A 23,168-nucleotide genomic window follows, 5' to 3' on the forward strand; every position below is an offset into this window, starting at 1 on the left:
CAGGGTGCGTACCGGCGCGGGTGGTCGCGGCCCGGCCCCGGAGATCGCCATGACCGTCGAACTGCACGTCGCCACCGCCCTGTTGCTCGACCTCGACCCGGCACGCAACCCGCTGCCGGGTCGTGAGGTCGCCCGTCGGCCGAGCCCCGTGGACCCCATGGTCACCATCGTGGAGCTGGAGACGACGGACGCCCCCGAGGGCGCCGCGCTCGTGGATCCCATCTTCCGGCGCGCCGGATTCCACGACATCCGCATCACCGAGATCCGCTGGTACGACCGGGACGGCTACTTCATCGCGCCCGGTCGGGCGGCCCCGACGGCCGAGGCCGGTGCGCGGCCCGCCGCATCGACTCCGCGCTCCCTCCCGCTCGCGGCCTAGATCGAAAATGCCTGGCCACGGGGGAGCCGACCGGTCAAGCTGCTGATGACAGCCCACCTTTCTGGAGCAGCAGTGATCGACCTCGACCGCATCGTTTCGCCCGCCGGCCTCGCCACCGCCCTGGACGCGGGGTACGTCGTCCGCAAGGCCCACCCCGAACTGCCGCTGTCCATCTACTCGTACACCAGGGCGTGCCAGTACGCGCAGGCGTGGGACGCGGTCACCACGCGCTGCCGCGGGCTCGTCGTCGACGAGGTGAGCGGGACGGTCGTCGCGCACTGCCTGCCCAAGTTCTTCAACGTCGGCGAGCACACCCAGGGCCGCCCCTACGCGCCGCCGCTGCCCGACGAGCCGTTCGAGGTGTACGACAAGGTCGACGGTTCGCTCGGCATCGTCTTCCACTACGAGGGCCGCTGGCGCGTCGCCTCCCGTGGTTCGTTCACCTCCGAACAGGCCACCTGGGCGAGCGCCTGGCTCGACGGGCGGGACACCGCGAAGCTGCGCCCCGGCGTCACCTACCTCGCCGAGATCCTCTACCCGCAGAACCGGATCGTCGTCGACTACGGCGGCCGGCGCGACCTCGTGCTCCTGGCCGCGTATGACGCGATGGGCCGCGAGATCGAGCTGGCCCGGGCCGCCGCGGACTGGGCGGCGGTCGGGTCCGTGGCCCGCACCTGGCCCGCGACGACCCTCGCGGAACTGCTGAAGCGCACCGAGGCCAACGTCCACGCCGACGGACGCGAAGCCACCGGCGCCGACGCCGAGGGCTATGTCATCCGGTACGCCTCCGGGCTCCGGGTCAAGGCCAAGATCAGCGAGTACGTACGGCTGCACAAGGTGCTCACCGGCATCACCGAACGCGACATCTGGCGCTTCCTCGGCATCCGCCGCTTCGCCGGGCGCGACCCCCGGCAGGTCGGGCAGGCGCTCGGCTGCGGCCCGGGCGAGATCGCCGAACTCACCGCGGACGGCGCCGACCCGCTGGAGGCCCTGCTCCAGCAGGTCCCCGACGAGTTCGACGCCTGGGTACGGTCGGTGGGGGCGCGCCTGGAGGCCCAGGCCACCGAGCGGGCCCGGACCGCCGCCGAACGCTTCGGCGAGCTGTCGCATCTCGCCCAGGACCGGGGCGCCTTCGCGCGCGGCGCCCAGGAGATCCAGGACCGTACCGTACGGGCGGCCGTCTTCCAGCTCCTCGACGGACGCGACATCGACCTGATGATCTGGCGTTCCGTCAAGCCGACGGCCACCGACCCCTTCACGAACGACGACGAAAGCTGAACCACGCCATGCCCACCGTCCACGTCATGACCGGACTGCCCGCCTCCGGCAAGACCACCGCCGCCCGTGAGCTCGTCGAGGACTCCGGCGGCCAGTGCCGCCGCGTCAACCTCGACGACCTGCGCGCCATGTTCGACGCCGCCGGCGGCCGGCGGGAGCGGTCGCACACCGCCGAGCAGAGCGTCCTCGCCGTCCAGGACGCGGCGGTCCGCGAAACGATCGCCGCCGGCTTCGACGTCGTCGTCGACAACACGCATCTGACCCCGCACATCCCCAAGCGCCTCAAGGCCGCCGTGGCCGGACGGGCCCGGTTCGTGGTGCACGACTTCACGGACGTGCCCGTCGAGGAGTGCCTGCGCCGCGACGCGGCCCGCGCCGAACCCGTCGGCGAGGACGTCATCCGCCTCCTCGCCGACAAGCACACGAAGGCCGTCCGCAACGGCTGGCGGCTCACCGACGCCTGGATGAACGACACCGTCGTCCTCGCGGAGGTCGAGCCCTACACCCCGGACACGTCCCTGCCGAGCGCGGTGATGTGCGACATCGACGGCACGCTCGCCCTCAACCGCAACCGGAACCCGTACGACTTCACACGCTGCGAGCAGGACGGCCTCAACGGCTCCGTGCGCGATGCCCTGATCGGCTTCCGGCAGGCGCACGGCGACACGATCGTGCTGCTCTCGGGCCGGGGCGAGGAGTACCGGCCGCAGACGCAGGCGTGGCTCGCCGCGCACGACGTGCCCTACGACGAGCTGTGGATGCGGCCGCCCGGCGACGGGCGACGCGACGACCTCGTGAAGGCCGAGCTGTTCGACGCCCACGTACGCCACCGGTTCAACGTGCGGGTCAGCCTCGACGACCGGGACCGGGTCGTCGCCGTGTGGCGCCGCCTCGGGCTGCCCACCTGGCAGGTCAACTACGGCGCTTTCTAAGGGAGTTCGCCCCCCCGATCCGGGTCCCGAAGGACCGCTCTGAAGGACCGGGGGGCGCTTCGGGCCCGCGTCGACCGGCAAAAACCGGACGTCGCTCCGAGCAGCCGGGTGGGAGGGCCGGCCCGGAGCGGGGCGCGTGTCAGTCGGCGGTCTCCTGCCGGGGAGGGGCGATGACGACCAGGAAGGCGTCGCTCTCCAGATCCATCACGACCTCGGCGGCGAGCCCTTCGTTCCTGCGCTCGTGGGCGAACTCCTCGGCAGGCCAGTGGCCGCGCGGACCACCCGCGGGAAAACGTTCCAGAACCGTATGACGCATCTCTTCGCGCCCCCTTGTGTCTCGTGCGGCACTCGCACAACGACCTCTCGGCCGTCGGCGTTACGGCCCCCCGTGGCCGGTGCTCGAACACCAGGACGCCGCGCGGGACGAAAGGGTGGCACCGCGCAAGCAACAGCCCGGCCACAGTTGGGTCCGCGATCAAGGACGGCCGGAGCCCGGCGGGGGTTTCCGTGGCAGGGTGTTGCGGGCAGTCCACTGGGAGCTACCTAGAGGGGGGAACCGTGATCGTCTGGGTCAACGGTGCGTTCGGCGCGGGCAAGACCAGCACCGCGCGCGAGCTGATCGACCTGATCCCGAACAGCACGTTCTACGACCCCGAGGTCATCGGCGGGGCGCTGCGGCACCTGCTGCCGCAGAAACTCCTCGCGCAGGTGAGCGACTACCAGGACCTGCCGATCTGGCGGCGCCTGGTGGTGGACGGCGCCGCCGCGCTCCACGCCGAGGTCGGCGGCGTCCTCGTGGTCCCGATGACCCTGCTGCGGCAGGAGTACCGGGACGAGATCTTCGGCGGGCTCGCGGCGCGCCGGATCCCCGTACGCCATGTGCTCCTCACCCAGGACGAAACGATCCTGCGGGCGCGTATCGCGGGCCGTGTCGAGTTCCCCGACGACCCCGAGGCCGACGAGCAGCGCGTCCGCACCTGGGCCCGTGAGCACATCGAGGCGTTCCGGCGCGCGCTCGGCTGGCTCGCCGCCGACGCGTACACCGTCGACAACGGGACGCTCACCGTGCGCGAGACCGCCGAGCGAATAGCCGACGCGGTCCGCTCCGGGGCGGCCCGCGCCTGCGCGATCGTGCAGACCCCCGAGCCCACCGCCGAGACGCTCGCCGCCGGTGTGCTGCTCTTCGACGAGGAGGACCGGGTGCTCCTCGTCGACCCCACGTACAAGCCCGGCTGGGAGTTCCCCGGCGGTGTGGTCGAGCGCGGCGAGGCCCCGGCCAGGGCCGGCGTGCGCGAGGTCGAGGAGGAGCTGGGCGTCCGGCTCGACCACGTCCCCAGACTCCTGGTGATCGACTGGGAGCCACCAAGACCGCCCGGATTCGGCGGTCTGCGGCTTTTGTTCGACGGCGGTCGCCTGGAGAGCGCGCGAGCGGGGGAGGTGCTGCTGCCCGGCGCCGAACTGCGCGGCTGGCGCTTCGTCAGCGAGCAGGAAGCGGCCCATCTACTGCCGCCCGCCCGCTTCGAGCGGCTGCGCTGGGCGCTGCGCGCCCGGGAAACGTCAACCGTGCTCAACCTGGAGGCCGGAGTCCCGGTCGGCTGAGGCCTTCATGACGGCCGCCGCGTCCTCGGTCAGCGGGTCGCCGTGCCCGAAGCAGACGGCGTGCGCGCCGAGTTGGGCGAGACTGCGGAACGAGGCGAGCGCACGCTCCCGGTCGGTGTTGAAGACACCCAGCATCACCTGACCGACCCCGGCCGCGCAGTCACCCGTGAACAGCACGCCGTGGCGCGGCAGATGGACCGCGATCGAGCCGTCGGTGTGCCCCGGACAGTGGACGGCGACCGCGCCGTCACCGAAGCCCAGCGCGTCCCCGTCGCCGACCTCGCGGTCCACCCGGGTCGGCGGCGCCTCGGGGACCGTCAACCCCAGCTCATACAGGGGGACTTCCCAGTCCAGGAGCACCGGCTCGGCCACCGCCACCTCGCCACGGATCACCGGGGCGTCGAGCCGGTGCGCGATCACCTCGGCGCCGTACCGGTCGGCCAGTTCGCCGGCGGCGCCGTAGTGGTCGCGGTGGCCGTGGGTGATCACGATGCGCCGGATCGCGGTCGGGTCGAGCCCGAGGCCGCGCACCGCCTCCTCGATCGGCGCCGCCGCGCCCACATGACCGGCGTCGACGAGGGTCAACTCGTCCTCGTCGCACCACAGATACGCCTGGCCGATCGGGAAGCGGAACAGGTGAAGTCGGGGCGTGATGGTGATGAGATCCATGGGACGAACGTAGGTCGGTGACACGGCCCGTCCCAAGGATCTACGCTCTGGGCGATGTCCGCCGAGCGCTTAACCTTCCCCGACTGGCTCAACCACGCTTCGACTGCGCGTAGTTGACCAGGAAGTGGGCCTCCGCGACCGAGAGGCGCTCCAACTCCTCGGGCGAGACGCTCTCGTTGACCGCGTGGATCTGCGCCTCGGGCTCACTGAGACCGATCAGCAGGATCTCGGCCTCCGGGTAGAGCGCGGCGAGCGTGTTGCACAGCGGGATCGAGCCGCCCATGCCCGAGGACTGCATCTCCTCACCCGGGTAGGCCACTGCCATCGCCTCGGCCATCGACGTGTACGCCGGGCTCGTGATGTCGGCGCGGAACGGCTGGCCCTGGCCGACCTGCTCAAGAGTGACCCGCGCGTTCCACGGGACGTGCTTCTCGATGTGGGCGTAGAGCAGCTTGGTGGCCTCGGCCGCGTCCTGGCCGGGCGGCACCCGCAGGCTGATCTGCGCGCGGGCACTCGACGGGATGGACGGCGTCGCACCGGCCACCGGGTGGCAGTCGATGCCGACGACCGTGACGGCCGGGCGGGCCCAGATGCGGTCGGCGACGGTGCCGGTGCCGGGCAGCGCCACCCCGTCGAGCACCTTCGCGTCCTGGCGGAACTCCTCCTCCGGGTACTGGAGCCCGTCCCACGCGGAGTCCGCGGCGAGGCCCTCGATGACCGTCTGGCCGTCGTCGTCCCGCAGCGAGTCCAGTACGCGGATGAGCGCGGCCAGCGCGTCCGGTGCCGCGCCGCCGAACTGACCCGAGTGCAGATTGCCCTCAAGGGTGTCGATCCGTACGCGGACCATCGTCATGCCCCGCAGCGTCGCCGTCACGGTGGGCAGCCCCACGCGGAAGTTGCCGGTGTCGCCGATGACGATCGCGTCGGCCGTGAGCAGCTCCGGGTGCGCCTCGGCGTACTGTTCGAGGCCGCCGGTGCCCTGCTCCTCCGAACCCTCCACGATCACCTTCACGGAGACGGGCACACCGCCGTTGGCCTTGAGGGCGCGCAGCGCGAGCAGGTGCATGATGAACCCGCCCTTGCAGTCGGCGGCGCCCCGGCCGTACCAGCGGCCGTCGCGCTCGGTCAGCTCGAACGCCGGGCTCACCCATGCCGACGCGTCCAACTGGGGCTGCACGTCGTAGTGCGCGTACAGAAGGACGGTCGGCGCGCCCTCCGGGCCGGGCAGCAACCCGTACACCGACTGTGTGCCATCGGGGGTGTCCAGCAGCGCCACGTCCTGGAAACCCTCGGCGCGCAGCGCGTCGGCGACCCAGTTCGCGGCGGCCTCGCACTCGCTCCTGGGCGCCACCGCCTCGTCCGCAACCGACTGGAACGCGACCAGCTCCGTCAGCTCCGCCTTGGCGCGGGGCATCAGCGAGGCGATGGTCTCGGCGATCGGATTCGCGGTCATGGGCACGCTCCTCGTGGGTGCGACGTTGTAGGTACAGACACGTGTAGTGCACGTGGGTGTACGACGAAGGTATGGCCGATCCTCCCACAGCGGGCCAGCACAGGAGGGCGGGGCTACTGCCCCGTAGGATGCGGTCGTCAACACGGGCCACTGGTCGGACGGGGAGCAAAGGCACATCGTGAGCAGCGAGAACGCAGACGCCGGGACGGACGGACCGCTGGGGGAGAACCAGGGCGATCCCGGCGCCGAGCCGGCGGCCGAGCCGGCGGCCGGACCGGCCGAGGGGCCCGTCTGGGATGTCGTGGTGGTCGGCGCGGGCCCCGCGGGAGCCAGCGCCGCGCACGCGGCGGCCATCGCGGGGCGCACGGTGCTCCTCCTGGAGAAGGCCGAACTGCCCCGCTACAAGACGTGCGGCGGCGGCATCATCGGCCCCTCGCGCGACGCCCTGCCCCCCGGCTTCGAACTGCCGCTCCAGGACCGGGTGCACGCGGTCACCTTCTCCCTCAACGGGAAGCTGACGCGCACCCGCAGGTCCAAGAAGATGCTGTTCGGCCTGATCAACCGCCCGGAGTTCGACGCGGGCCTGGTCGCCGCCGCCGAGAAGGCGGGAGCCGTGGTCCGCACCGGCGTCGCCGTCTCCAAGGTCGAGCAGCACGGCTCGGCCGTGCCCGACCGGCGCACCGTCGCCGTGGTCCTGTCCGACGGCGAGACCGTGCTCGCCCGCGCCGTCGTCGGCGCGGACGGCAGCGCCGGCCGCATAGGGACACACGTCGGAGTCCGGACCGAGCAGGTCGACCTGGGTCTGGAGGCCGAGATCCCGGTGCCGCCGAGCGTGGCGGAGGACTGGGCGGGCCGGGTGCTCATCGACTGGGGCCCCCTGCCCGGCAGTTACGGCTGGGTCTTCCCCAAGGGCGACACCCTGACCGTCGGCGTCATCGCGACGCGCGGCGAAGGCGCCGCCACCAAGCGGTACTTGGAGGACTTCATCGCCCGCCTCGGGCTGGCCGGCTTCGAACCGGCCATCTCCTCCGGGCACTTGACGCGCTGCCGCAGCGACGACTCGCCCCTCTCCCGTGGCCGCGTCCTGGTCTGCGGCGACGCGGCGGGCCTGCTGGAGCCGTGGACGAGGGAGGGCATCTCCTTCGCGCTGCGCTCGGGGCGCCTCGCGGGCGAGTGGGCGGTGCGCATCGCCGAATCGCAGGACGCGGTGGACGCCCGCCGCCAGGCGCTGAACTACGCGTTCGCCATCAAGGCGGGTCTCGGCGTGGAAATGGCGGTGGGCCGCCGGATGCTGAGCCTCTTCGAGAAGCGGCCGCTGCTGCTGCACACGGCGATCACGGGCCTGCGACCCGCGTGGAAGGCCTTCGCGGACATCACCCGCGGCGCCACGACCCTGGCCGGCCTGGTGCGCGCCCACCCGATGGCCCGCCGGGCCCTGGACGCCGTCGACCGCTGACCCGCACCGGCGGGGCCGGAGAGGTTCCGGCCCCGCCGGGTAACGGTGACCGGGCTCGCTGGGCCCGCCCTGAGCGAGGGTGGCTGCTGGTGCGAGGCCGGGGTGCGGGCGGGGTGCGGCCGGGATGCGGGCGGGCACCCGGCCGCGACGAGGTGGTTACTTGGCGGCGGTGATGCGGAAGACGGGGTGGTCGGGGGCGATCCGGCGCAGTTCCGCCTCGCTGGAGTCGGGACCCACGCCGTTGAAGAAGACGCCGACCTCCGCCTTCCAGCGCTTGAGGTAGGCGCGCAGCACGGCGGGCTTGTCGTCGTCGGTGACCTCCACCGCGCTGAACGCCTCGACCTTCTTGCCGAGGTGCAGCTCGCCACCGCCGGCCGCCCGCATGTTGTGCGTCCACTGCACATGGCCGCGCGGCGCCACCAGATACCGCTCGCCGTCCAGGGTCAGCAGATTGACCGGGGTCCGGCGCCATTCGCCGCTCGTGCGACCGCGGACCGCCAGGATGCGGGAGCCCCAGACGCTGATCCCGCGCCGGGTGATCCAGGCGACGGACCGGTTGAGGACGTTGACCGTGAACCAGCCGGGCTTCTGGACATGTGCGGATGCGGACATGATGAGTCTCCCTGACCCTGCGAGAGAGCGGTGCTCTCGGTCGTGAGCAGTCTGCACCGCGCGGGTGCTCCAAAGCAAGAGCAGCGCTCTCACAAATGTCGGGTGCTCTGCTTTGTGGGCGGCAGTCGCGTCGTTGGCCACTGCTCTCCGAGCTGGCACACTGGCGTCATGAGCACCGTCCAGGGAGCCCGCGCACGGGCACGCATCGAAGTCACCGCGGCCATCAAGGACGAGGCCAGAAAGCAGCTCGCCCAGGACGGCGCGGCCAAGCTCTCGCTGCGCGCCGTCGCCCGTGAACTCGGCATGGTGTCCTCGGCCCTCTACCGGTACTTCCCCAGCCGGGACGACCTCCTGACCGCCCTGATCGTCGACGCCTACGACGCGGTGGGCCAGAGCGCCGAGCACGCGCTGGCCAAGCAGCGGCCCGCGGCCTCGCCCGCGACCCGCTGGACCGCCGTCTGCCGCGCGGTGCGCGCCTGGGCGCTGGCCCATCCGCACGAGTACGCCCTCATCTACGGGTCGCCCGTCCCCGGATACACTGCGCCCGAGGACACCATCGCTCCCGCCACGAGGGTGTGGTCGGTGCTCCTCACCATCGCTCGGGACGCCCATCAGGGCAAGGGCATCGCCCCGCCCCGGCCCCCGGCGCCGCTGCGTGCCGAGGCCGAGCGGATGGCGGCCGATTTCGCGCCGGATCTGCCCCCGGCGGTGGCGGTCGCCCTGGTCGCGGCCTGTGCGCAGCTCTTCGGGCTCATCTCCTTCGAGCTGTTCGGCCAGTTCCACCGCGTCGTCGAGGACCGCGAGCCGTTCTTCACGCACGCCGCCGAGCAGCTGGCCCGGTCGGTCGGCCTGGTACTCCCGGCGTAGTACGCGCGATCACCCCGCTCGGCCGACGCCGCGACACCCGGGCCCGGTCTAGCGTGGCTCCCATGGAAGAGCAGCAGTCTCCGCCCGGCGCCGGCCGCCACGGTCCGCCCTGGCGGGCGGAGGGGCCGCCGCCCCTGCTGCGGCGCTGGGTGCGCGGGCCGGACGGCGAGGAGGCCCCGGCCGGGCTGCCCTGGCCTTCGACGGTCGCGCTGACCGTGATCGTGCTGGTCGGCTCCCATGTCGCGGGGCGCTCCCAGTCGGGCCGCGGCCCGCTCGACGCCCTCGCCCTCGTGCTGCTCATCGCCGGCTGCGCGGTTCTCCTGATCCGCCGGCGCCACCCGGTGGTCGCGGTGTTCGGCGCCTCGCTGGCGGCCCTGGTCTACCTCGGCGCCGGATACCCCTACGGCCCGGTGTTCCTGCCCGTGGCGGTCGGCTGTTTCGCCGCGGTCATCGCCGGCTGCCGCCGTCAGGCCTGGTGCGCGGTGGCCCTGCTGTGGCTCGGACACCTCCTCGTCGCGCACTGGCTCTACCGGTGGCTCCCGCCGCGCGGCGACCAGGCCGCGCCGTGGAGCCAGGAAGTGGCCGTCGCCGCCTGGGCGGTGGCCGTCGTCGCGGTCGCCGAACTCGTCCGGGTACGCAGGGAGCAGTGGGCGAGGGAGCGCGCCGGGCGGGCCGCGGCGGCGAAACGGCGGGCCGAGCAGGAACGGCTGCGCATCGCCCGCGAGTTGCACGACGTGCTGGCCCACAGCATTTCCGTCATCAACGTCCAGGCCGGCGTCGGTCTCGCTCTGCTGGACTCCGACCCCGAACAGGCCCGTACCGCGCTGACCACCATCAAGTCCGCGAGCAAGGAGGCGCTCGGCGAGGTGCGCCAAGTCCTGGAGACTCTGCGCGCCCCGGGGGAGGCCCCCCGCTCCCCGGCCCCCGGCCTCGACCGGCTGCCCGAGCTGGTCGAGCAGGCGGCGAGCGCCGGACTCACCGTCGAGACCACGACCAGCGGGGGACGCCGGGCCCTGCCGCCCGGCACCGACCTGGCGGCCTTCCGCATCGTGCAGGAGGCCCTCACCAATGTCGTGCGCCACTCCGCGGCACGCACCGCCCGGGTCACGATCGACCAGGAACCCGGCGCGCTCGTGCTGCGCGTCGACGACGACGGCCCGGCGTCCGGCGGCAAGGCGGGCGGCAGCGGCAACGGCCTGATCGGTATGCGGGAGCGGGCCGCCGCGCTCGGGGGCAGCATCGACGCCGGTCCGCTCCCGTCCGGCGGCTTCCGGGTCACCGCCCGGCTTCCGCTGGCGGGCCACTCCAAGGAGACCTCATGATCCGCGTCCTGCTCGCCGACGACCAGCTCCTGGTACGGGCGGGGTTCCGGGCCCTCCTCGACGCCCAGGGCGACATCGAGGTGGTGGGGGAGGCCGCCGACGGCCGCGAGGCACTGGGCCTGGTGCGCGAACTGCGCCCCGACGTCGTTCTGATGGACATCCGGATGCCACGGCTCGACGGCCTGGCCGCCACCCGTGAGATCACCTCCGAGCAGGCACTGGCCACGGTGAAGGTGGTCATGCTCACCACGTTCGAGCTCGACGAGTACGTCTTCGAGGCGATCCGCGCCGGTGCCTGCGGCTTCCTCGTGAAGGACACCGAACCGGACGAACTGCTGCGCGCGGTCCGGGCGGTGGTCGACGGGGACGCGCTGCTGTCCCCCGGAGTGACGCGGCGGCTGATCGCCGAGTTCGCCGCGCGCTCCAAGGAGCCGGCCGCCGACGGCGCGCTGGCCGAACTCACCGAGCGGGAAAGGGAGGTGATGGCGCTCGTCGGCATCGGCCTCTCCAACGACGAGATCGCCCGTCGTCTCGTGGTCAGCCCGCTGACCGCCAAGACCCATGTCAGCCGCGCCATGGTGAAGCTCGGCGCCCGGGACCGGGCCCAACTGGTCGTCCTGGCCTACGAGTCGGGGCTCGTGCGCCCCGGCTGGCTCGGCTGACGGGGCTCCCGGCCGGACCCGTACGGAAAGCGCCACAGCACGTGCACGGTCCGCCAGACGAACACGACGAGCGCGCCGCCGCCGCCCAGGAGCAGCAGCACGCGCCTGAGCGGGTGCGGGAGTTCGAGGGCGTAGCCGGAGCCGGTGATGACGCCGAACACCACACCCGCCGCCAACAGGGCGCTGGCCAGTGCGTATCCGATCTCGATCGTGATGGCGTCCCGCTCGGCCCGGCTCCGTGTCACCATGCGCGAAGTCTCACAGCAGGGACGGCCGACGGGCAACCGTCGCCCGTCGGCCGTCCCTCCCCCCGCTTGCCCTACGAGACTATCTGTACGTGCACTTATTGCAAGCGCATTTAATTACGATGCAACAAAATCAGCCGATTCTGCTAGCGTGCCGCCATGGCGACTGAGAAGCGCGAGCGCCTGCTCGTGGAGGAGTGGCGGGACATCCTCGCGGTTCACGCGCGCACCACGTGCGAGCTCGACCGCGAGTTGCAGGCGTTCGGCATGTGCGCGAGCGACTTCGAGGTTCTCGACATCCTGGCCGAGGGGCGCGAGGGCGACCCGGCTTGTGCCTTCCGGGTCCAGGAGTTGGCCGCGCGGATCCATCTCAGCCAGAGCGCGCTGTCCCGTCTCATCGGGCGTCTGGAAAAGGACGGTCTGGTCACGCGGGGGATGTGCAGTGAGGACCGGCGCGGGGTGAGCGTGGTGATCACCGAGTCGGGCCGCTCCCGCCATGCCGAGGTGCTCCCGGTCCAGCGCGCGGTGCTCGCCCGGATGCTCGCGGACCGGCCCCAGGCCTGACACCAGCCCGGCTCCAACCGGGGCCGAACTCCCTTCGCCACAGGGCTAGTTGACCCCGGCCGGCGCGTCGGCTCAGTCCCGGGGAGCGGTCGCGTTGCGGGCGGCGTAGCCGATCAGCGCGGCGGCCGCGGCCAGTACGGCGACCGTGGTCAGGGCGAGCGGCAGCGAGAACCACTCGGCGAGCAGCCCGATCGCGGGCGGCCCGAGCAGCATGCCGCCGTAGCCGAGCGTGGAGGCGGCCGCCACCCCGCCGGGCCCGGCGAGGGCGCCCGCCCTCGCTATGGCGACGGGGAAGATGTTGGCGAGGCCCAGGCCCATCACGGCGAAACCGGCCAGCGCGAGCCAGGCCGTGGGGGCCAGCGCGCCGAGCAGCATCCCGGCCGCGGCCGTGAGCCCGCCCATCACCAACGTGCGGGTCTGGCCGAGCCGTTCGAGCAGCGCGGTCCCGGAAAGACGGCCGGCCGTCATGGCGAGGGCGAACAGGGAGTACCCCACCGCGGCGACGCCCGGGTTCGCGGCCAGGTCCTGCTCCAGGTGGAGCGCGCCCCAGTCCGCCATCGCGCCTTCCCCGTACGCGGTGCACAGGGCGATCACTCCGAAGAGCAGCACCAGACGCCGGGCCCGGCCGTCGAGCCGGCGCCCCTCGGAGTGCGGCGTCTTCGCGCGGACCGGCGCGGGGTGATGCAGCAGCACCCGCCCGGCCAGTGCGGTCACCAGGAGCCCGAGCCCGGTCAGGGCCAGGAGGTGCGCGGTCGGGGAGAGCCCCGAGGCGACCAGCGCGCCGGCGCCCGCTCCGACCATCCCGCCGAGGCTGAAGGCCGCGTGGAAACTGGGCATCACCGGGCGGCGCAGCGCGGCCACCAGATCGACGGCGGCGCTGTTCATCGCGACGTTGATACCGCCGTACGCGGCACCGAACACGAGCAGCGCCAGACCGAGTGCGAGCGCGGAGTGGGTCTGCGCGGGCAGCGCGATGGCGAGGGCCATCAGCGCGCCGCAGGCGACGGTGACCGGATGGCTGCCGAAGCGTCGGCAGAGCCGGCCGGTGAGCACCATCGTCACCACCGCGCCGGCCGAGACGCCCAGCAGGGCCAGGCCCAGCTCGCCCGCGGAGGCGTTGGTCTGCTGCTTGATGGCGGGGATGCGGACCACCCACCCGGCGAACAGAAAGCCGTCGAGGGCGAAGAACACGGTCAGGGCGGAGCGGAGGCGGGACAGGGAGGGTGCGGCGATCGTGTCGCCAGGTCCCCCCGGAGCAGCCGTCCGTACTTTGTTTAGTAGCGGCACAAAGTCAGGATAGGGGGAGGGCGGCGGCGCAATCAACCGGCCGGGGCGGAGGAAACCGTCGCGCTCGCCGGCCTTCGCGAGGCGTGGAGCGGTGCGCTCCGGACGTCGCCGGCCCGCCGCCCGCGCCGTCGGCGCCGACGGAATCCGGGCCCCCACTCTGCTCCGGCCGGCCGCAGGACCGTGCTGCGACCGGACCCCGGACCGCGCTGTACTGGGGGCCATGACCGTGCGCCGGCCGGCCGCCGGCCGGAGGGGCGGGTTCCGGCTGGGATCATGGGAGACTCGCCCCCATGAACGGCAAGGCGACGACCACCCGGACCAGACTGGAGAGGGGCCGCAGCGCGCTCGGACCCGCGCTCGAACTGGTACATACCGGCCGCGCGCCGACCCGCGCCGTGCTCACCTCCGAGCTGGGCGTCACCCGTGCCACCGCGGGCGCGGTCGCCGCGGAACTCGAAGCGCTCGGCCTGATCCGGGTCGACTCCCGGCCCGTCGCGGTCGGCTCGCAAGGCCGCCCCTCGCACCGCCTCGCCGTCAACGACGCCGGGCCCGTCGCGCTCGCGGCGCAGGTGCACGCGGACGGATTCCGGGCCGCGCTCGTCGGCCTCGGCGGCGAGATCGTCGCCACCGACCCGGGCTGTGTCATCGTCTCCGCCGACCCGGCCCAGGTGCTCGGCGAGGTCGTCGACGCGGGCGCCGCCCTCCTCGAAAGCAGCGGCCGACGCTGTGTGGGCGCGGGCCTCGCCGTGCCGTCCGCCGTCGCCGAACCGGAGGGGACCGCGCTCAACCCGCTGCACCTGGCCTGGCCCGCGGGGGCCCCGGTGCGTGAGATCTTCGCCGAGCGCGTCCGCGCCGCGGGCATCACGGGCCCCGCCTTCACCGGCAACGACGTCAACCTCGCCGCGCTCGCCGAGCACCGGCACGGCGCGGGACGCGGCTCCCAGCACCTCCTCTGCGTCGCCACCGGGCACCGCGGCGTCGGCGGCGCCCTGGTCCTCGACGGCCGCCTGCACAGCGGGAGTTCGGGTCTGGCGCTGGAGGTCGGCCACCTCACGGTCAACCCCGACGGCCGCCCCTGCTACTGCGGCAGCCGCGGCTGCCTGGACGTCGAGGCCGACCCGCTGGCCTTCCTCACGGCGGCGGGCCGCACCCCCGGGCCCGAGGTGTCGCTCCTGGAGCAGTCACGGGCGCTGCTGCGCCACGAGTACGCGAAGGACGCCTCCGTGCGCCGCGCCGCCGAGGAACTCGTCGACCGCCTCGGCCTCGGTCTCGCGGGTCTGGTCAACATCCTCAACCCCGACCGGATCGTCCTTGGCGGGCTCCATAAGGCGCTCCTGGAGGCCGACCCCGACCGGCTGCGTGCCGTGGTGGCCGACCGGAGCCTGTGGGGGCGCAGCGGCGGAGTTCCGATCCTGGCCTGTTCCCTGGACCACAACAGCCTGGTCGGGGCCGCCGAGCTGGCCTGGCAGCCGGTGCTCGACGACCCGCTCGGGGCCCTGACTCACCAGGCGTAGGCCCGCGCCGGATTGGTGACCAGGATCTGCTCCAACAACCCCTTGCCCAGGGTGAGTTCGAGCCGGGGCACGACCCTGCGCAGCAGATGGGACATCCCCGGGGTGTCCGGGGTCACGGTGTCCCCGCCGAGCAGCAGCCGGTCGGCGAACCCCGCGTCCGCGAGCGCCCGCAGCGCGTCCGGCATCCGCCAGTCCGTGGCGTGGTTGGCCCGCGAGGGCCCGTCGAAGGCGAGTCGGGCGCCGGCCTCGGCGGCCAGGCGGTGCACGGTGAAGTCGGGGGAGCGGTTGAGATGGCCCAGGATCACCGAACCGGGCGCCACCCCCAACTGCCCGCACAGCAGGTCGAGTACGTCGAGCGCGCCGGTGCCCAGCTCCAGGTGGACGGCGATCGGGGCGCCCGTGCGACGGTTCGCCTCGGCGGCGGCCCGCATCGTGGACACGGCGTGCGCGTCGAGGCCGTGGAAACCGCCCGCCACCTTGATCAGCCCGGCCCGCACCCCGGTGCCCCCGATGCCCTCGGTCAGCTCGGTGACGAACAGCTCGGCGAGCCGGTCGCGTACGGAGTCGAGCAACTCGGCCGTGTAGTGGGCGGCCTGGTGCAATCCGGTGGCGGCAATGATGTGCACACCCAAGTCCCGTGAAAGGGACGGGAGTTCGGCGATGCGGCGGCCCATCCCGTACGGCGTCCACTGGACTACGGTGCCGCCACCGAGCGCGCCGAATCCGGACAGGCGCACCGCCGCGTCCGCCACGTCATGCAGTTCCTGGCCGGGCAGCAGCGGGCTGCGGATGAAGAGGTGGTCGTGAGCGGCGACGACGCCGAGGCGGTCCGGCGCGACCTCGCCGAGAACCGTGTGCGCCGCGCTCACCAGTGCCGCCCCACGGGCAGATCCGTACGTCCGGGCGCCGACACGTGCAGCACCTCGAACACATCGCCCTCCGCCGGCGCGGCGGCCTGCTGCCACAGCGTGAAGCGCACCAGCTCCCAGCGGCTCGGGTCGACGGCGACGGCGCTCGCCACCACCCCGGGGGCGGGCGCTCGGGACACCTCCCGCGCCACGAACCGGGCCGGTTCGACCCCCTCGGGGACCGGGACGCGAAGCCGGGTCGCCGAGCGGGGCACCGCCCCGCGCGCGGGGCCCTCGACGTACGACAGTCCAGCCCAGTGCTGAACCGGGGGCCGGCCGAAGTCGTCGACGATCCCCTGGAATCCGGGGCCCCACAGGAAGGAGTTCATGCCTTCGGGGGTCGCCCAGAGATAGAACGGGGCATAGGAGTTGACCGGCGATCCGGCGTCTCGTTCGCGGATCAGATAGGCCTTGAGCCCCAGTCCGGGGAAGTCGTCCAGAAGGTGGCCCCGGGTGGCGACGCGCCTGCGGATGATCTCCATGTCGTAGTCGGCGGGCAGCGTCATCTCGTACTGCATGGCATGCATGGCGTACTCCTGGGGAGGTGGGCCGGGTCGTGAACGCCCGCTGGATCAGTGGGAGTTGGGCGGCGGCGCGAGCAGGGAGAGCAGACCGCGCACCCCCGCGTCGAAGGCATCGGGCGAACCGGAGGCGCGGGCCAGCACATAGCCGCCCTGGACGGTCGCCACCACGGCCGCGGCGATCTCGTCGGGCACGACGGAAGGCGCGAACTCACCCTGATCCAGGCCCTCTTGGACGATGCCGGCGAGCCGGTGGCGCAGCCAGTCGAGGGTCTCGTCGACCGGTGCGCGCAGTTCCGCGCTGGCGATGATCTCGGGGTCCATGGTGAGACGCCCCACCGGACAGCCGCGCAGCACATCGCGCTCGCGCAGCAGATACGCCGAGATCCGCTCGTGCGCCGTGCGGCCGTCGGCGAAAGTGGCCTCGGCGGCCGCCCGCATCTCCTCGGTGGTGCGCCGGATCGCGGCGAGCGCCAGGTCGGGCTTGCCCGCGAAGTGGTGGTACATGCTGCCCTGGCCCGCGCCGGCCTGCTGCTGGATGGCCTTGGGGCTGGTGCCCACATAGCCCCGCTCCCACAACAGCTCGCGGGTGGCCTCGATCAGGCGCTCCGAAGTGCTCATGACCGTACTGTACATACCAGTAGGTACAGAATCCAGAGCAGTCGGTGGCGCCCGTTCTCCTCCCCGCGTGGTACACGGACCGTCGCCCGGTGGACGACGACGCGGACCCCCGCGCGGCGGGAGGCTCGAAGCACGCAACGACCACCGTCACCGAGGGAGCTGAGCGAGATGAACACCCCGGCCCACACAGGACCCGGACCCTGGATCTTCTTCGTCCCGCTGGTCTGGGCCGCCGTGATCCTCACCGTCGTGACCCTGCTGCGCCGCGCCGGATGGCGAGGCCGGCGCGGAGCGGGGCGGCCGCCCATGGACGACCGCTCGCCGATCGCCGTCCTCGGCCGCCGGTTCGCGTCCGGCGAGATCGACGAGGAGGAGTACTGGCGCCGGATCTCCGTCCTGGAGGAACACTTCGGGCGGATGGACCGGACGCCTCCCGGCAAGGGAGGCGCGGCCTGAAGCGCCGCCCCGCCGGCCCCCGCCCGGTCAGCCCGCGACGGGCGACCGGGCGGCGGTGCCGGCGCGGCCGCGCACCGCGTGCTGGGGGCGTTCCCGGAAGCGGGGCGTCGACCGGTACACGGGGTAGGGCGACAGAGGCGTCGCGGGGGAGGGCGCGGCGAGGGTGAACCACACCGTCTTGCCGGACTCGCCCAGGGGACGCACGCCCCAGCTCTCGCTGACCGCGGCTATGAGGGCAAGCCCGCGGCCGTTGGTGGCAAGGGAGTTGGAGTCCCGCAGGGCGGGCAGGGTCGGATCGTGGTCGTGCACGGAGATGGTGAGGCGGTCGAGCAGCAGCTCGATCTCCACCGTGCACATCTTGTCCGGCTCGGCGTGCCGATGGACGTTGGTGAGCAACTCGGTGACGCCCAGCGCCGCCTCGTCTATCAACGGATCCAGATGCCAGTAGCGCAACTGCGCCGATACGATTCTGCGGACCTGACCGATCCGCGACGGCAGGGCTTGGAGCTCCACCGTGCACTGCCTGCTTGGCTGGCTGATCACGGTTGCGACTCCCTGAATAGGTCCGGAAGTAGCTGTCTGATCCGGCGGTCCTCATCAGAGCGTGACCGCCGGTGAACCCTCAGTGATGTGACACCAGCGTGGCCCAAGGCCTCGCACTGCGCAACTCGCACCACTGGAGCCCGGGCGCCTCAGCTGTGCGCGCCGTGCGTCGTCTGCCCGATGGCCTGAAGGAAGCGCCGGGTCAGTTCCGACCCGCGCGAACGGTCCGGCTCCTCGCCCATCGTCAGCCGGTAGCGGGTGCCGTTGAGCCGCGCCACCGTCCGGTCCTCCTTGGCGAGCCAGGGCAGCCGGGGCCGCGTCGCGCTGACCGTGTCGACGGGCGCGCTGTCGATCTCCCGGCCGTTGCTGGTGAGCAGGGCCAGCCGGCCGTCCTTGATCAACACCTGCCCGGCTCGGGTCAGCGAACGGGTCCACCGCTCGATCCGTACGCCCTTCGCGCTGAACTCGGGTTCCGCCATGACCGTCCGGCCCCCTTCACATCGCTCCTGGTGGGCAGTTTGCACAACGTCGAGCCTACGCACCAGGGCGCGGCGGGGATCGGGTCCGGGCCAGCGTCGCCCAGCGCTCACCAGGCGTCCCACAAGCCACTCCTATGGATGCCCAAAGGGAACGTTTGTGCAGGTGGGAGCGGTATTGTCGGGCGTGGGGGCGGCACGCAGAAACCGACGAGGAGTGGCATGGAAACCATCGATGTGGACCGCAGTGATCCCGAGTACCGCGCCTGGTTGAAGGAGGCCGTGCGCAAGGTCCAGGCCGATGCCAACCGCTCCGCCGACACCCATCTCCTGCGCTTTCCCCTCCCCGAGGCCTGGGGCATCGATCTCTACCTCAAGGACGAGTCGACGCATCCCACCGGCAGCCTCAAGCACCGTCTGGCGCGCTCGCTCTTCCTGTACGGCCTGTGCAATGGCTGGATCCGGCCGGGCAAGCCGGTCATCGAGGCGTCCAGCGGCTCGACCGCCGTGTCCGAGGCATATTTCGCCAAGCTGATCGGCGTGCCCTTCATCGCGGTGATGCCCCGCACCACCAGCGCCGAGAAGTGCCGTCTCATCGAGTTCCACGGCGGCCGGTGCCACTTCGTGGACGACTCGATGAAGATGTACGAGGAGTCCGCGGCCCTCGCCGCGAAGACCGGCGGCCACTACATGGACCAGTTCACCTACGCCGAGCGGGCCACCGACTGGCGCGGCAACAACAACATCGCCGAATCCATCTACCAGCAGCTGAAGTTGGAGCGCTACCCCGAACCCACCTGGATCGTCGCCACGGCCGGCACCGGCGGTACCTCGGCCACCATCGCGCGCTATGTGCACTACATGCAGCACGACACGATGATCTGTGTGCCCGACCCGGAGAACTCCTGCTTCTTCGACGGCTGGACCCGCAGCGACCCGCTGGCCGCCAGCGACTGCGGCTCGCGCATCGAGGGCATCGGGCGCCCCCGCATGGAGCCCAGCTTCGTGCCCGGCGCCATCGACCGGATGATGAAGGTGCCGGACGCGGCGAGCGTCGCGGCGGTACGCGCCCTGGAGAAGGCGATCGGCCGCAAGGCCGGCGGCTCCACCGGCACCGGCCTGTGGAGCGCGCTGAGGATCGTCGCCGAGATGGTCGCCGAGGGCCGCACCGGCAGCATCGTCACCCTGCTCTGCGACCCGGGCGACCGCTACCTCGACAAGTACTACTCGGACGCCTGGCTCGCCGAACAGGGCCTGGACATCGCGCCCTACACCCGGACGCTCGACACCTTCCTGGAGAGCGGGGTCTGGCCCGCCGCGTGACCCGCCCGGAGCGGGACCTTCTGCCCGTGCGGGAGCCCTGGGAGCGTGCCAGGGTGACGTCATGGACACGCGCCCGGTAGTCGTCGCCGTCGACGGATCCGAACACAGTCTGCGGGCCCTGGAGTGGGCCATTCCCACCGCCCGCCGACGCGCCGCCGACCTGGTGATCGCCCATGTCCTGCCCGACCACACCCAGCTCTGGACGGCCCGCCGCTCCGCGCTCGGCCCCGGCCCCGAGCTCAACGACCCGGTGACCAACCGCGTGCGGGCCGCCCTCTCGGGCCGCGACGGACTGCCGTCGGTGCGGTTCGACTCCCTGGAGGGCGAGGTCGCCGACGCGCTGCACGGCCTGGGCGCGGGCGCCCGCATGCTGGTGCTGGGGTCGCGCGGGCGCGGCGGCTTCGCCAGCCTGCTCCTCGGCTCCAACAGCCTGGCCGTCGCCACTCGCGCGCCCTGCCCCGTCGTGGTCGTGCCGCGCCTGGCCCGCACCGGCGAGGACGAGCGGGCGACGGGCCGGGTGGTGCTCGGTCTCGACCTGGGGGACACGGCCGACGACGTCATCGCGTTCGCCTTCGAGGACGCCTCGTCGCGGGGCGTCCCGCTCCAGGTGATCTCCGCCTACCCGGCCACGCCCCCGGCCGCCCTGATGGTCGCGGGGGAGTTCCCGCCGGGCCGCCTCGACGTCGACCAGTACGGGCCCGGCGAGCGGGACGTACGACGCGAACAGGCCGAGCGGCTGCGCCCCTTCGCGGAGCGGTTCCCCGCCGTCGAGGTGGACGCGGTGATCGCGCCCGCCGACGCGGCCGGCCACCTCGTCGACGCCTCGGCCTCGGCCGCCCTGATCGTGGTCGGGCGACATCGCCGGCGCCTGAAGCCCGGCTCCCTGCTCATGGGCTCCGTCGCCCACGCGGTGCTGCACCACGCGGAGTGCCCGGTGGCGGTGGTCCCGGCCACCGACGACGACTGAACCGGACCCGGGGCCGAGACGACTGAACCGGGCCGGATCCGGGACGACGGAACCAGCCCCGATCCGGGACGACGGAAGCGGCCCCCGAGCCGGATGGCCCGTCTCAACTGCCGCACCCCGTAACGGCGTTGAGCCAACCTCAGCGTTGACCCGCAGTTTGCCCCCGACGGTGCCTCCGCTGTCTACGGTAGGGAAGATCCACTGAACAGCACGGGGAACCACGGGGAGCTGTCATGCCATCTGTACTGATCGTCGGCGGGGGACTGGTCGGTCTGACCGCGGCCCTGTGCCTGGAACACCAGGGCGTCGACTACGTCCTGGTGGAACGCAACACCGAGCCGACCGTGCTGCCCCGCTCGCGTGGCATGCACACCCGGGCCGTGGAGATCTTCCGGCAGCTCGGCGTCGAGGACGCCGTGCAGGCCGCGAGCGCCTCCGCCCTCAAGATGGGCCGCTTCGGCGGCGCCCGCACCGGCCGGAGCATCGCCGCGTCCGAAGCGCTCGACCTGAGCCATGTGCTGGCCACCGGCGCCATGGTGGGCGCCGACGAGAGCCCCTCCGCGTTCTGCTTCTGCCCCCAGGTGCTGCTCGAACCGGTCCTGCGGGTACTGGCCGAACAGCGCGGCGGCGACGTTCGTTTCGGGACCGAGCTGGCCGGATTCACCCAGGACGCCGACCGCGTCACCGCCACCCTCAAGGACCGCGCCACCGGCCGCTCCAGCACCCTGGACGCCCACTACCTCCTGGCGGCCGACGGCGCCGGCAGCCCGGTCCGCACCGCGCTGGGCATCACCAGCACCACCCGCCCCGCCACCCACCACTACCTCAACCTCTACTTCCGCGCCGACCTCACCGAGCTCGTACGCGACCGCACCTTCAGCCAGTGCGAGATCAACGGCCCCGAGGTGTCCGGTCTCTTCCTGGCCAAGAACAACACCGACGAATGGTCCTTCCACCTCGCCTACGACCCCGAGCGCGAGAGCCCGGCCGACTACCCCGACGACCGCTGTCTCGCTCTGCTGCGCACCGCCATCGGCGCGGACGACCCGGGACTTCACATCGAACTGCTCGCCCGGGGCGCCTGGGACACCGGCACCGCCGTCGCCGACGCCTACCGCCGTGGCCGGGTCCTGCTCGCGGGGGACGCGGCGCATCGGCACGCCCCCTGGGGCGGCTTCGGCGCCAACACCGGCATCGCGGACGTGCACAACCTCGCCTGGAAACTCGCCGCGGTCCTGCGCGGGCAGTCCCCGGACACCCTCCTGGACACCTACGAGCCCGAACGCCGTCCCCGCGGCCTGCTCGTCGCCGAACAGGCCTGGCTGCGCACCGACTTCCTAGCCCGATACGCCATTCGCACGCCTCACAACGCCGACGCTCTCGACCGCCAGCGAGGCACCGGCGAGATCATGACCCGCTATCGGTATGCCTCCGCCGCCGTCCACGGCGCCCCGGCCGGGGACAGCGTCGACGTGCTCGCGGGCCAGAGCGGCACCCGCGTCCCGCACCTGTGGCTCGACCGCGACGGCGCCCGCCTGTCCACCCTCGACCTCTGCGGCCCGGGCTTCGCCCTGCTCACCGGCGGCGACGGCGCAGCGGGTGCCGCCTGGGCGCGGGCGGCCGAGGCGCTGCCCGTGGCGGTGCACCCCATCGTCGCGGGGAAGCCCGGGTCCGAGCCCGGCGCGGGGGTGCTGTACGACACCGAGGGCGCCTGGTGCGATGTGGTGGGGCTGTCGCCGAAGGGCGCGGTGCTGGTCCGCCCGGACGGATTCGTCGCCGCCCGCTCCGACGAGGGACTCACGCCGGACTCCCTGGAGGGTATCTGGCACTCCGTCATCGGCCGCTGAATACGGGGGAGTTGAGGTCGGTCAAGGCGTCCTCGTGCCCGCGAGGTGGCGGTCCAGCTTGCGCATCGCGCCCTTGAAGGAGTGGCCGATGCCCGGCCCCGCCGCCCGCATGGCCAGCCGGAACAGTGCGGGCCCCTCGCCCGCCATCGTCCAGCGCACAGCCGTGCCCGAGCTCGCGGGCCGGAGCCGCCAGTCCTCCAACAGGGCCTTCACGCAAGGGGCGTTGGTCTCGTCGATCCGGTAGGCATAGCGTGCGCCGGGGTCCCTCGCCATGATCGTCTCGCGGAAGAACACCCCGCCGCGCAGTGAGACCTCACGACCCGCCCCGCCGTCCAGCGGCCGGGCCGCGGCCACGGAGGGAAACCAGAGGGGGGTGTCGGCGACCTCCTCGGCCAGTGCCCGGTAGACGGGGCCGGGCGCGGCCGCGAGGCGCGTGGTGAAGGTCAGACGCACCGGAGCCGACTCGGCGAAGTCGAGTTCCACGGAGCTGAGTCGGCGAGCCATGGCGCATACCTCCGGGCGGTCGGGGGCGAAACCCCGCACACGCGGGGCGGTAAGGCGCGCCTCCATGGGCGCGGCAAGCGCCTGCCTGCGCGCGGAGGCAGGACGGCGCCCGGACACGATAGCTGGCGGCCCGTCAGATGTCTGCGGTCCCGCTGTTGTCAAC

General features: G+C 72.7%; 26 protein-coding genes. 14 read left to right on the forward strand and 12 right to left on the reverse strand.

Annotated elements, in window-relative coordinates:
* The first annotated feature begins 49 nt into the window (after positions 1-49).
* From DWB77_RS32545 to DWB77_RS32555, 3 genes are all read left to right on the forward strand, one after another.
* Positions 50-379 carry a hypothetical protein gene (locus DWB77_RS32545; protein ID WP_120725713.1) on the forward strand — a complete coding sequence of 110 codons (330 nt, stop codon included), beginning with the start codon at positions 50-52 and terminating at the stop codon, positions 377-379.
* A gap of 72 nt (positions 380-451) precedes the next feature.
* Entirely contained in the window at positions 452-1,657 is a 1,206-nt protein-coding gene (locus DWB77_RS32550; RefSeq protein ID WP_246033700.1) for a T4 RnlA family RNA ligase, read from the forward strand.
* A 26-nt stretch (positions 1,658-1,683) separates the two neighbouring features.
* A complete protein-coding gene (locus DWB77_RS32555) occupies positions 1,684-2,589 on the forward strand; it encodes an AAA family ATPase (protein ID WP_246033701.1) in 906 nt (301 codons plus the stop codon).
* A gap of 139 nt (positions 2,590-2,728) precedes the next feature.
* On the opposite strand, the gene DWB77_RS38040 is transcribed toward DWB77_RS32555, so the two are convergent.
* Positions 2,729-2,905: a hypothetical protein gene (locus DWB77_RS38040; protein WP_162952651.1), complete on the reverse strand. Its 177-nt coding sequence runs from the start codon at positions 2,903-2,905 to the stop codon at positions 2,729-2,731.
* A gap of 242 nt (positions 2,906-3,147) precedes the next feature.
* Here DWB77_RS38040 and DWB77_RS32560 point away from each other — a divergent pair, with 242 nt between their 5' ends.
* Positions 3,148-4,188: an NUDIX hydrolase gene (locus DWB77_RS32560; RefSeq protein ID WP_120725719.1), complete on the forward strand. Its 1,041-nt coding sequence runs from the start codon at positions 3,148-3,150 to the stop codon at positions 4,186-4,188.
* Here the strand turns inward: DWB77_RS32560 and DWB77_RS32565 are convergent.
* Both DWB77_RS32565 and DWB77_RS32570 read right to left on the reverse strand, forming a co-directional pair.
* Positions 4,147-4,857 (reverse strand): MBL fold metallo-hydrolase, encoded by a 711-nt coding sequence (locus DWB77_RS32565; RefSeq protein WP_120725721.1) that lies wholly within the window; start codon positions 4,855-4,857, stop codon positions 4,147-4,149. The two genes, DWB77_RS32560 and DWB77_RS32565, sit on opposite strands and share 42 nt — an antisense overlap.
* Before the next feature lie 88 nt (positions 4,858-4,945).
* A complete protein-coding gene (locus DWB77_RS32570; RefSeq protein WP_120725723.1) occupies positions 4,946-6,310 on the reverse strand; it encodes a dipeptidase in 1,365 nt (454 codons plus the stop codon).
* 178 nt (positions 6,311-6,488) lie between these two features.
* Here DWB77_RS32570 and DWB77_RS32575 point away from each other — a divergent pair, with 178 nt between their 5' ends.
* Positions 6,489-7,766 carry a geranylgeranyl reductase family protein gene (locus tag DWB77_RS32575; protein WP_246033702.1) on the forward strand — a complete coding sequence of 426 codons (1,278 nt, stop codon included), beginning with the start codon at positions 6,489-6,491 and terminating at the stop codon, positions 7,764-7,766.
* Positions 7,767-7,922: 156 nt separating this feature from the next.
* Here DWB77_RS32575 and DWB77_RS32580 read toward each other — a convergent pair whose 3' ends face one another.
* Complete coding sequence (locus DWB77_RS32580; protein WP_120725727.1) at positions 7,923-8,378, reverse strand: nitroreductase family deazaflavin-dependent oxidoreductase; 456 nt, start codon at positions 8,376-8,378, stop codon at positions 7,923-7,925.
* 168 nt (positions 8,379-8,546) lie between these two features.
* On the opposite strand from DWB77_RS32580, the gene DWB77_RS32585 reads away from it, so the two are divergent.
* The 3 genes from DWB77_RS32585 (at position 8,547) to DWB77_RS32595 (ending at position 11,229) form a co-directional block, all read left to right on the forward strand.
* Positions 8,547-9,245 (forward strand): TetR/AcrR family transcriptional regulator, encoded by a 699-nt coding sequence (locus DWB77_RS32585; protein WP_120725729.1) that lies wholly within the window; start codon positions 8,547-8,549, stop codon positions 9,243-9,245.
* Positions 9,246-9,307: 62 nt separating this feature from the next.
* Positions 9,308-10,567, forward strand: a complete 1,260-nt coding sequence (locus DWB77_RS32590) for a sensor histidine kinase (RefSeq protein ID WP_120725731.1) — start codon at positions 9,308-9,310, stop codon at positions 10,565-10,567.
* Positions 10,564-11,229 (forward strand): response regulator transcription factor, encoded by a 666-nt coding sequence (locus DWB77_RS32595; protein ID WP_120725733.1) that lies wholly within the window; start codon positions 10,564-10,566, stop codon positions 11,227-11,229. Before DWB77_RS32590 ends, DWB77_RS32595 begins: the two co-directional genes overlap by 4 nt.
* On the opposite strand, the gene DWB77_RS32600 is transcribed toward DWB77_RS32595, so the two are convergent.
* Positions 11,190-11,477 (reverse strand): DUF6332 family protein, encoded by a 288-nt coding sequence (locus DWB77_RS32600; protein WP_120725735.1) that lies wholly within the window; start codon positions 11,475-11,477, stop codon positions 11,190-11,192. The two genes, DWB77_RS32595 and DWB77_RS32600, sit on opposite strands and share 40 nt — an antisense overlap.
* Before the next feature lie 156 nt (positions 11,478-11,633).
* Here DWB77_RS32600 and DWB77_RS32605 point away from each other — a divergent pair, with 156 nt between their 5' ends.
* A complete protein-coding gene (locus DWB77_RS32605) occupies positions 11,634-12,038 on the forward strand; it encodes a MarR family winged helix-turn-helix transcriptional regulator (protein WP_120725737.1) in 405 nt (134 codons plus the stop codon).
* Positions 12,039-12,110: 72 nt separating this feature from the next.
* Here the strand turns inward: DWB77_RS32605 and DWB77_RS32610 are convergent, their stop codons facing one another.
* The gene (locus DWB77_RS32610; protein ID WP_120725739.1) at positions 12,111-13,325 is read right to left on the reverse strand and encodes an MFS transporter; all 1,215 of its coding nucleotides are present in this window, start codon (positions 13,323-13,325) and stop codon (positions 12,111-12,113) included.
* A 290-nt stretch (positions 13,326-13,615) separates the two neighbouring features.
* On the opposite strand from DWB77_RS32610, the gene DWB77_RS32615 reads away from it, so the two are divergent.
* Positions 13,616-14,839 (forward strand): ROK family protein, encoded by a 1,224-nt coding sequence (locus DWB77_RS32615; protein WP_120725741.1) that lies wholly within the window; start codon positions 13,616-13,618, stop codon positions 14,837-14,839.
* Here DWB77_RS32615 and DWB77_RS32620 read toward each other — a convergent pair.
* Genes DWB77_RS32620 through DWB77_RS32630 form a run of 3 tightly spaced genes read right to left on the reverse strand, consistent with a single transcriptional unit; the run spans position 14,827 to position 16,904 of the window.
* The gene (locus DWB77_RS32620; protein ID WP_120728488.1) at positions 14,827-15,711 is read right to left on the reverse strand and encodes a phosphotriesterase family protein; all 885 of its coding nucleotides are present in this window, start codon (positions 15,709-15,711) and stop codon (positions 14,827-14,829) included. The genes DWB77_RS32615 and DWB77_RS32620 overlap by 13 nt on opposite strands.
* Entirely contained in the window at positions 15,705-16,274 is a 570-nt protein-coding gene (locus DWB77_RS32625; RefSeq protein WP_120725743.1) for a DUF4865 family protein, read from the reverse strand. The genes DWB77_RS32620 and DWB77_RS32625 overlap by 7 nt, the downstream gene beginning before the upstream one ends.
* 45 nt (positions 16,275-16,319) lie before the next feature.
* Entirely contained in the window at positions 16,320-16,904 is a 585-nt protein-coding gene (locus DWB77_RS32630; protein WP_120725745.1) for a TetR/AcrR family transcriptional regulator, read from the reverse strand.
* A 153-nt stretch (positions 16,905-17,057) separates the two neighbouring features.
* Between DWB77_RS32630 and DWB77_RS32635 the strand changes: the two genes are divergently transcribed.
* A complete protein-coding gene (locus DWB77_RS32635) occupies positions 17,058-17,345 on the forward strand; it encodes an SHOCT domain-containing protein (protein WP_120725747.1) in 288 nt (95 codons plus the stop codon).
* 27 nt (positions 17,346-17,372) lie between these two features.
* On the opposite strand, the gene DWB77_RS32640 is transcribed toward DWB77_RS32635, so the two are convergent.
* Together DWB77_RS32640 and DWB77_RS32645 are read right to left on the reverse strand one after the other, a co-directional pair.
* Positions 17,373-17,888, reverse strand: a complete 516-nt coding sequence (locus DWB77_RS32640; RefSeq protein ID WP_120725749.1) for an ATP-binding protein — start codon at positions 17,886-17,888, stop codon at positions 17,373-17,375.
* Positions 17,889-18,037: 149 nt separating this feature from the next.
* On the reverse strand, positions 18,038-18,367 hold the full coding sequence (locus DWB77_RS32645; RefSeq protein WP_120725750.1) for a hypothetical protein: 330 nt from the start codon (positions 18,365-18,367) through the stop codon (positions 18,038-18,040).
* Between the two features lie 219 nt (positions 18,368-18,586).
* Between DWB77_RS32645 and DWB77_RS32650 the strand changes: the two genes are divergently transcribed.
* The 3 genes from DWB77_RS32650 to DWB77_RS32660 all read left to right on the forward strand — a co-directional run bounded on the left by DWB77_RS32650 (position 18,587) and on the right by DWB77_RS32660 (position 22,501).
* Complete coding sequence (locus DWB77_RS32650; protein ID WP_120725752.1) at positions 18,587-19,687, forward strand: PLP-dependent cysteine synthase family protein; 1,101 nt, start codon at positions 18,587-18,589, stop codon at positions 19,685-19,687.
* 61 nt (positions 19,688-19,748) lie between these two features.
* Positions 19,749-20,654 carry a universal stress protein gene (locus DWB77_RS32655; protein ID WP_120725754.1) on the forward strand — a complete coding sequence of 302 codons (906 nt, stop codon included), beginning with the start codon at positions 19,749-19,751 and terminating at the stop codon, positions 20,652-20,654.
* 233 nt (positions 20,655-20,887) lie between these two features.
* Positions 20,888-22,501 (forward strand): FAD-dependent monooxygenase, encoded by a 1,614-nt coding sequence (locus DWB77_RS32660; RefSeq protein ID WP_120725756.1) that lies wholly within the window; start codon positions 20,888-20,890, stop codon positions 22,499-22,501.
* A gap of 21 nt (positions 22,502-22,522) precedes the next feature.
* Here DWB77_RS32660 and DWB77_RS32665 read toward each other — a convergent pair whose 3' ends face one another.
* Positions 22,523-23,005, reverse strand: a complete 483-nt coding sequence (locus DWB77_RS32665) for an SRPBCC family protein (RefSeq protein WP_120725758.1) — start codon at positions 23,003-23,005, stop codon at positions 22,523-22,525.
* Positions 23,006-23,168 lie beyond the last annotated feature (163 nt).

The sequence above is a fragment of the Streptomyces hundungensis genome (genome assembly GCF_003627815.1).
GTDB classification, from domain to species: Bacteria; Actinomycetota; Actinomycetes; order Streptomycetales; family Streptomycetaceae; genus Streptomyces; species Streptomyces hundungensis_A.

Bases quoted from the DNA above. Each gene is read 5' to 3' on its own strand.
- DWB77_RS32600 (WP_120725735.1), bottom strand. From the start codon at position 11,477: ATGGTGACACGGAGCCGGGCCGAGCGGGACGCCATCACGATCGAGATC.
- DWB77_RS32605 (WP_120725737.1), top strand. From the start codon at position 11,634: ATGGCGACTGAGAAGCGCGAGCGCCTGCTCGTGGAGGAGTGGCGGGAC.
- DWB77_RS32555 (WP_246033701.1), top strand. From the start codon at position 1,684: ATGACCGGACTGCCCGCCTCCGGCAAGACCACCGCCGCCCGTGAGCTC.
- DWB77_RS32570 (WP_120725723.1), bottom strand. From the start codon at position 6,310: ATGACCGCGAATCCGATCGCCGAGACCATCGCCTCGCTGATGCCCCGC.
- DWB77_RS32545 (WP_120725713.1), top strand. From the start codon at position 50: ATGACCGTCGAACTGCACGTCGCCACCGCCCTGTTGCTCGACCTCGAC.
- DWB77_RS32635 (WP_120725747.1), top strand. From the start codon at position 17,058: ATGAACACCCCGGCCCACACAGGACCCGGACCCTGGATCTTCTTCGTC.
- DWB77_RS32630 (WP_120725745.1), bottom strand. From the start codon at position 16,904: ATGTACAGTACGGTCATGAGCACTTCGGAGCGCCTGATCGAGGCCACC.
- DWB77_RS32615 (WP_120725741.1), top strand. From the start codon at position 13,616: ATGAACGGCAAGGCGACGACCACCCGGACCAGACTGGAGAGGGGCCGC.
- DWB77_RS32650 (WP_120725752.1), top strand. From the start codon at position 18,587: ATGGAAACCATCGATGTGGACCGCAGTGATCCCGAGTACCGCGCCTGG.
- DWB77_RS38040 (WP_162952651.1), bottom strand. From the start codon at position 2,905: ATGCGTCATACGGTTCTGGAACGTTTTCCCGCGGGTGGTCCGCGCGGC.
- DWB77_RS32625 (WP_120725743.1), bottom strand. From the start codon at position 16,274: ATGCATGCCATGCAGTACGAGATGACGCTGCCCGCCGACTACGACATG.
- DWB77_RS32595 (WP_120725733.1), top strand. From the start codon at position 10,564: ATGATCCGCGTCCTGCTCGCCGACGACCAGCTCCTGGTACGGGCGGGG.
- DWB77_RS32655 (WP_120725754.1), top strand. From the start codon at position 19,749: ATGGACACGCGCCCGGTAGTCGTCGCCGTCGACGGATCCGAACACAGT.
- DWB77_RS32585 (WP_120725729.1), top strand. From the start codon at position 8,547: ATGAGCACCGTCCAGGGAGCCCGCGCACGGGCACGCATCGAAGTCACC.
- DWB77_RS32660 (WP_120725756.1), top strand. From the start codon at position 20,888: ATGCCATCTGTACTGATCGTCGGCGGGGGACTGGTCGGTCTGACCGCG.
- DWB77_RS32565 (WP_120725721.1), bottom strand. From the start codon at position 4,857: ATGGATCTCATCACCATCACGCCCCGACTTCACCTGTTCCGCTTCCCG.
- DWB77_RS32665 (WP_120725758.1), bottom strand. From the start codon at position 23,005: ATGGCTCGCCGACTCAGCTCCGTGGAACTCGACTTCGCCGAGTCGGCT.
- DWB77_RS32580 (WP_120725727.1), bottom strand. From the start codon at position 8,378: ATGTCCGCATCCGCACATGTCCAGAAGCCCGGCTGGTTCACGGTCAAC.
- DWB77_RS32590 (WP_120725731.1), top strand. From the start codon at position 9,308: ATGGAAGAGCAGCAGTCTCCGCCCGGCGCCGGCCGCCACGGTCCGCCC.
- DWB77_RS32645 (WP_120725750.1), bottom strand. From the start codon at position 18,367: ATGGCGGAACCCGAGTTCAGCGCGAAGGGCGTACGGATCGAGCGGTGG.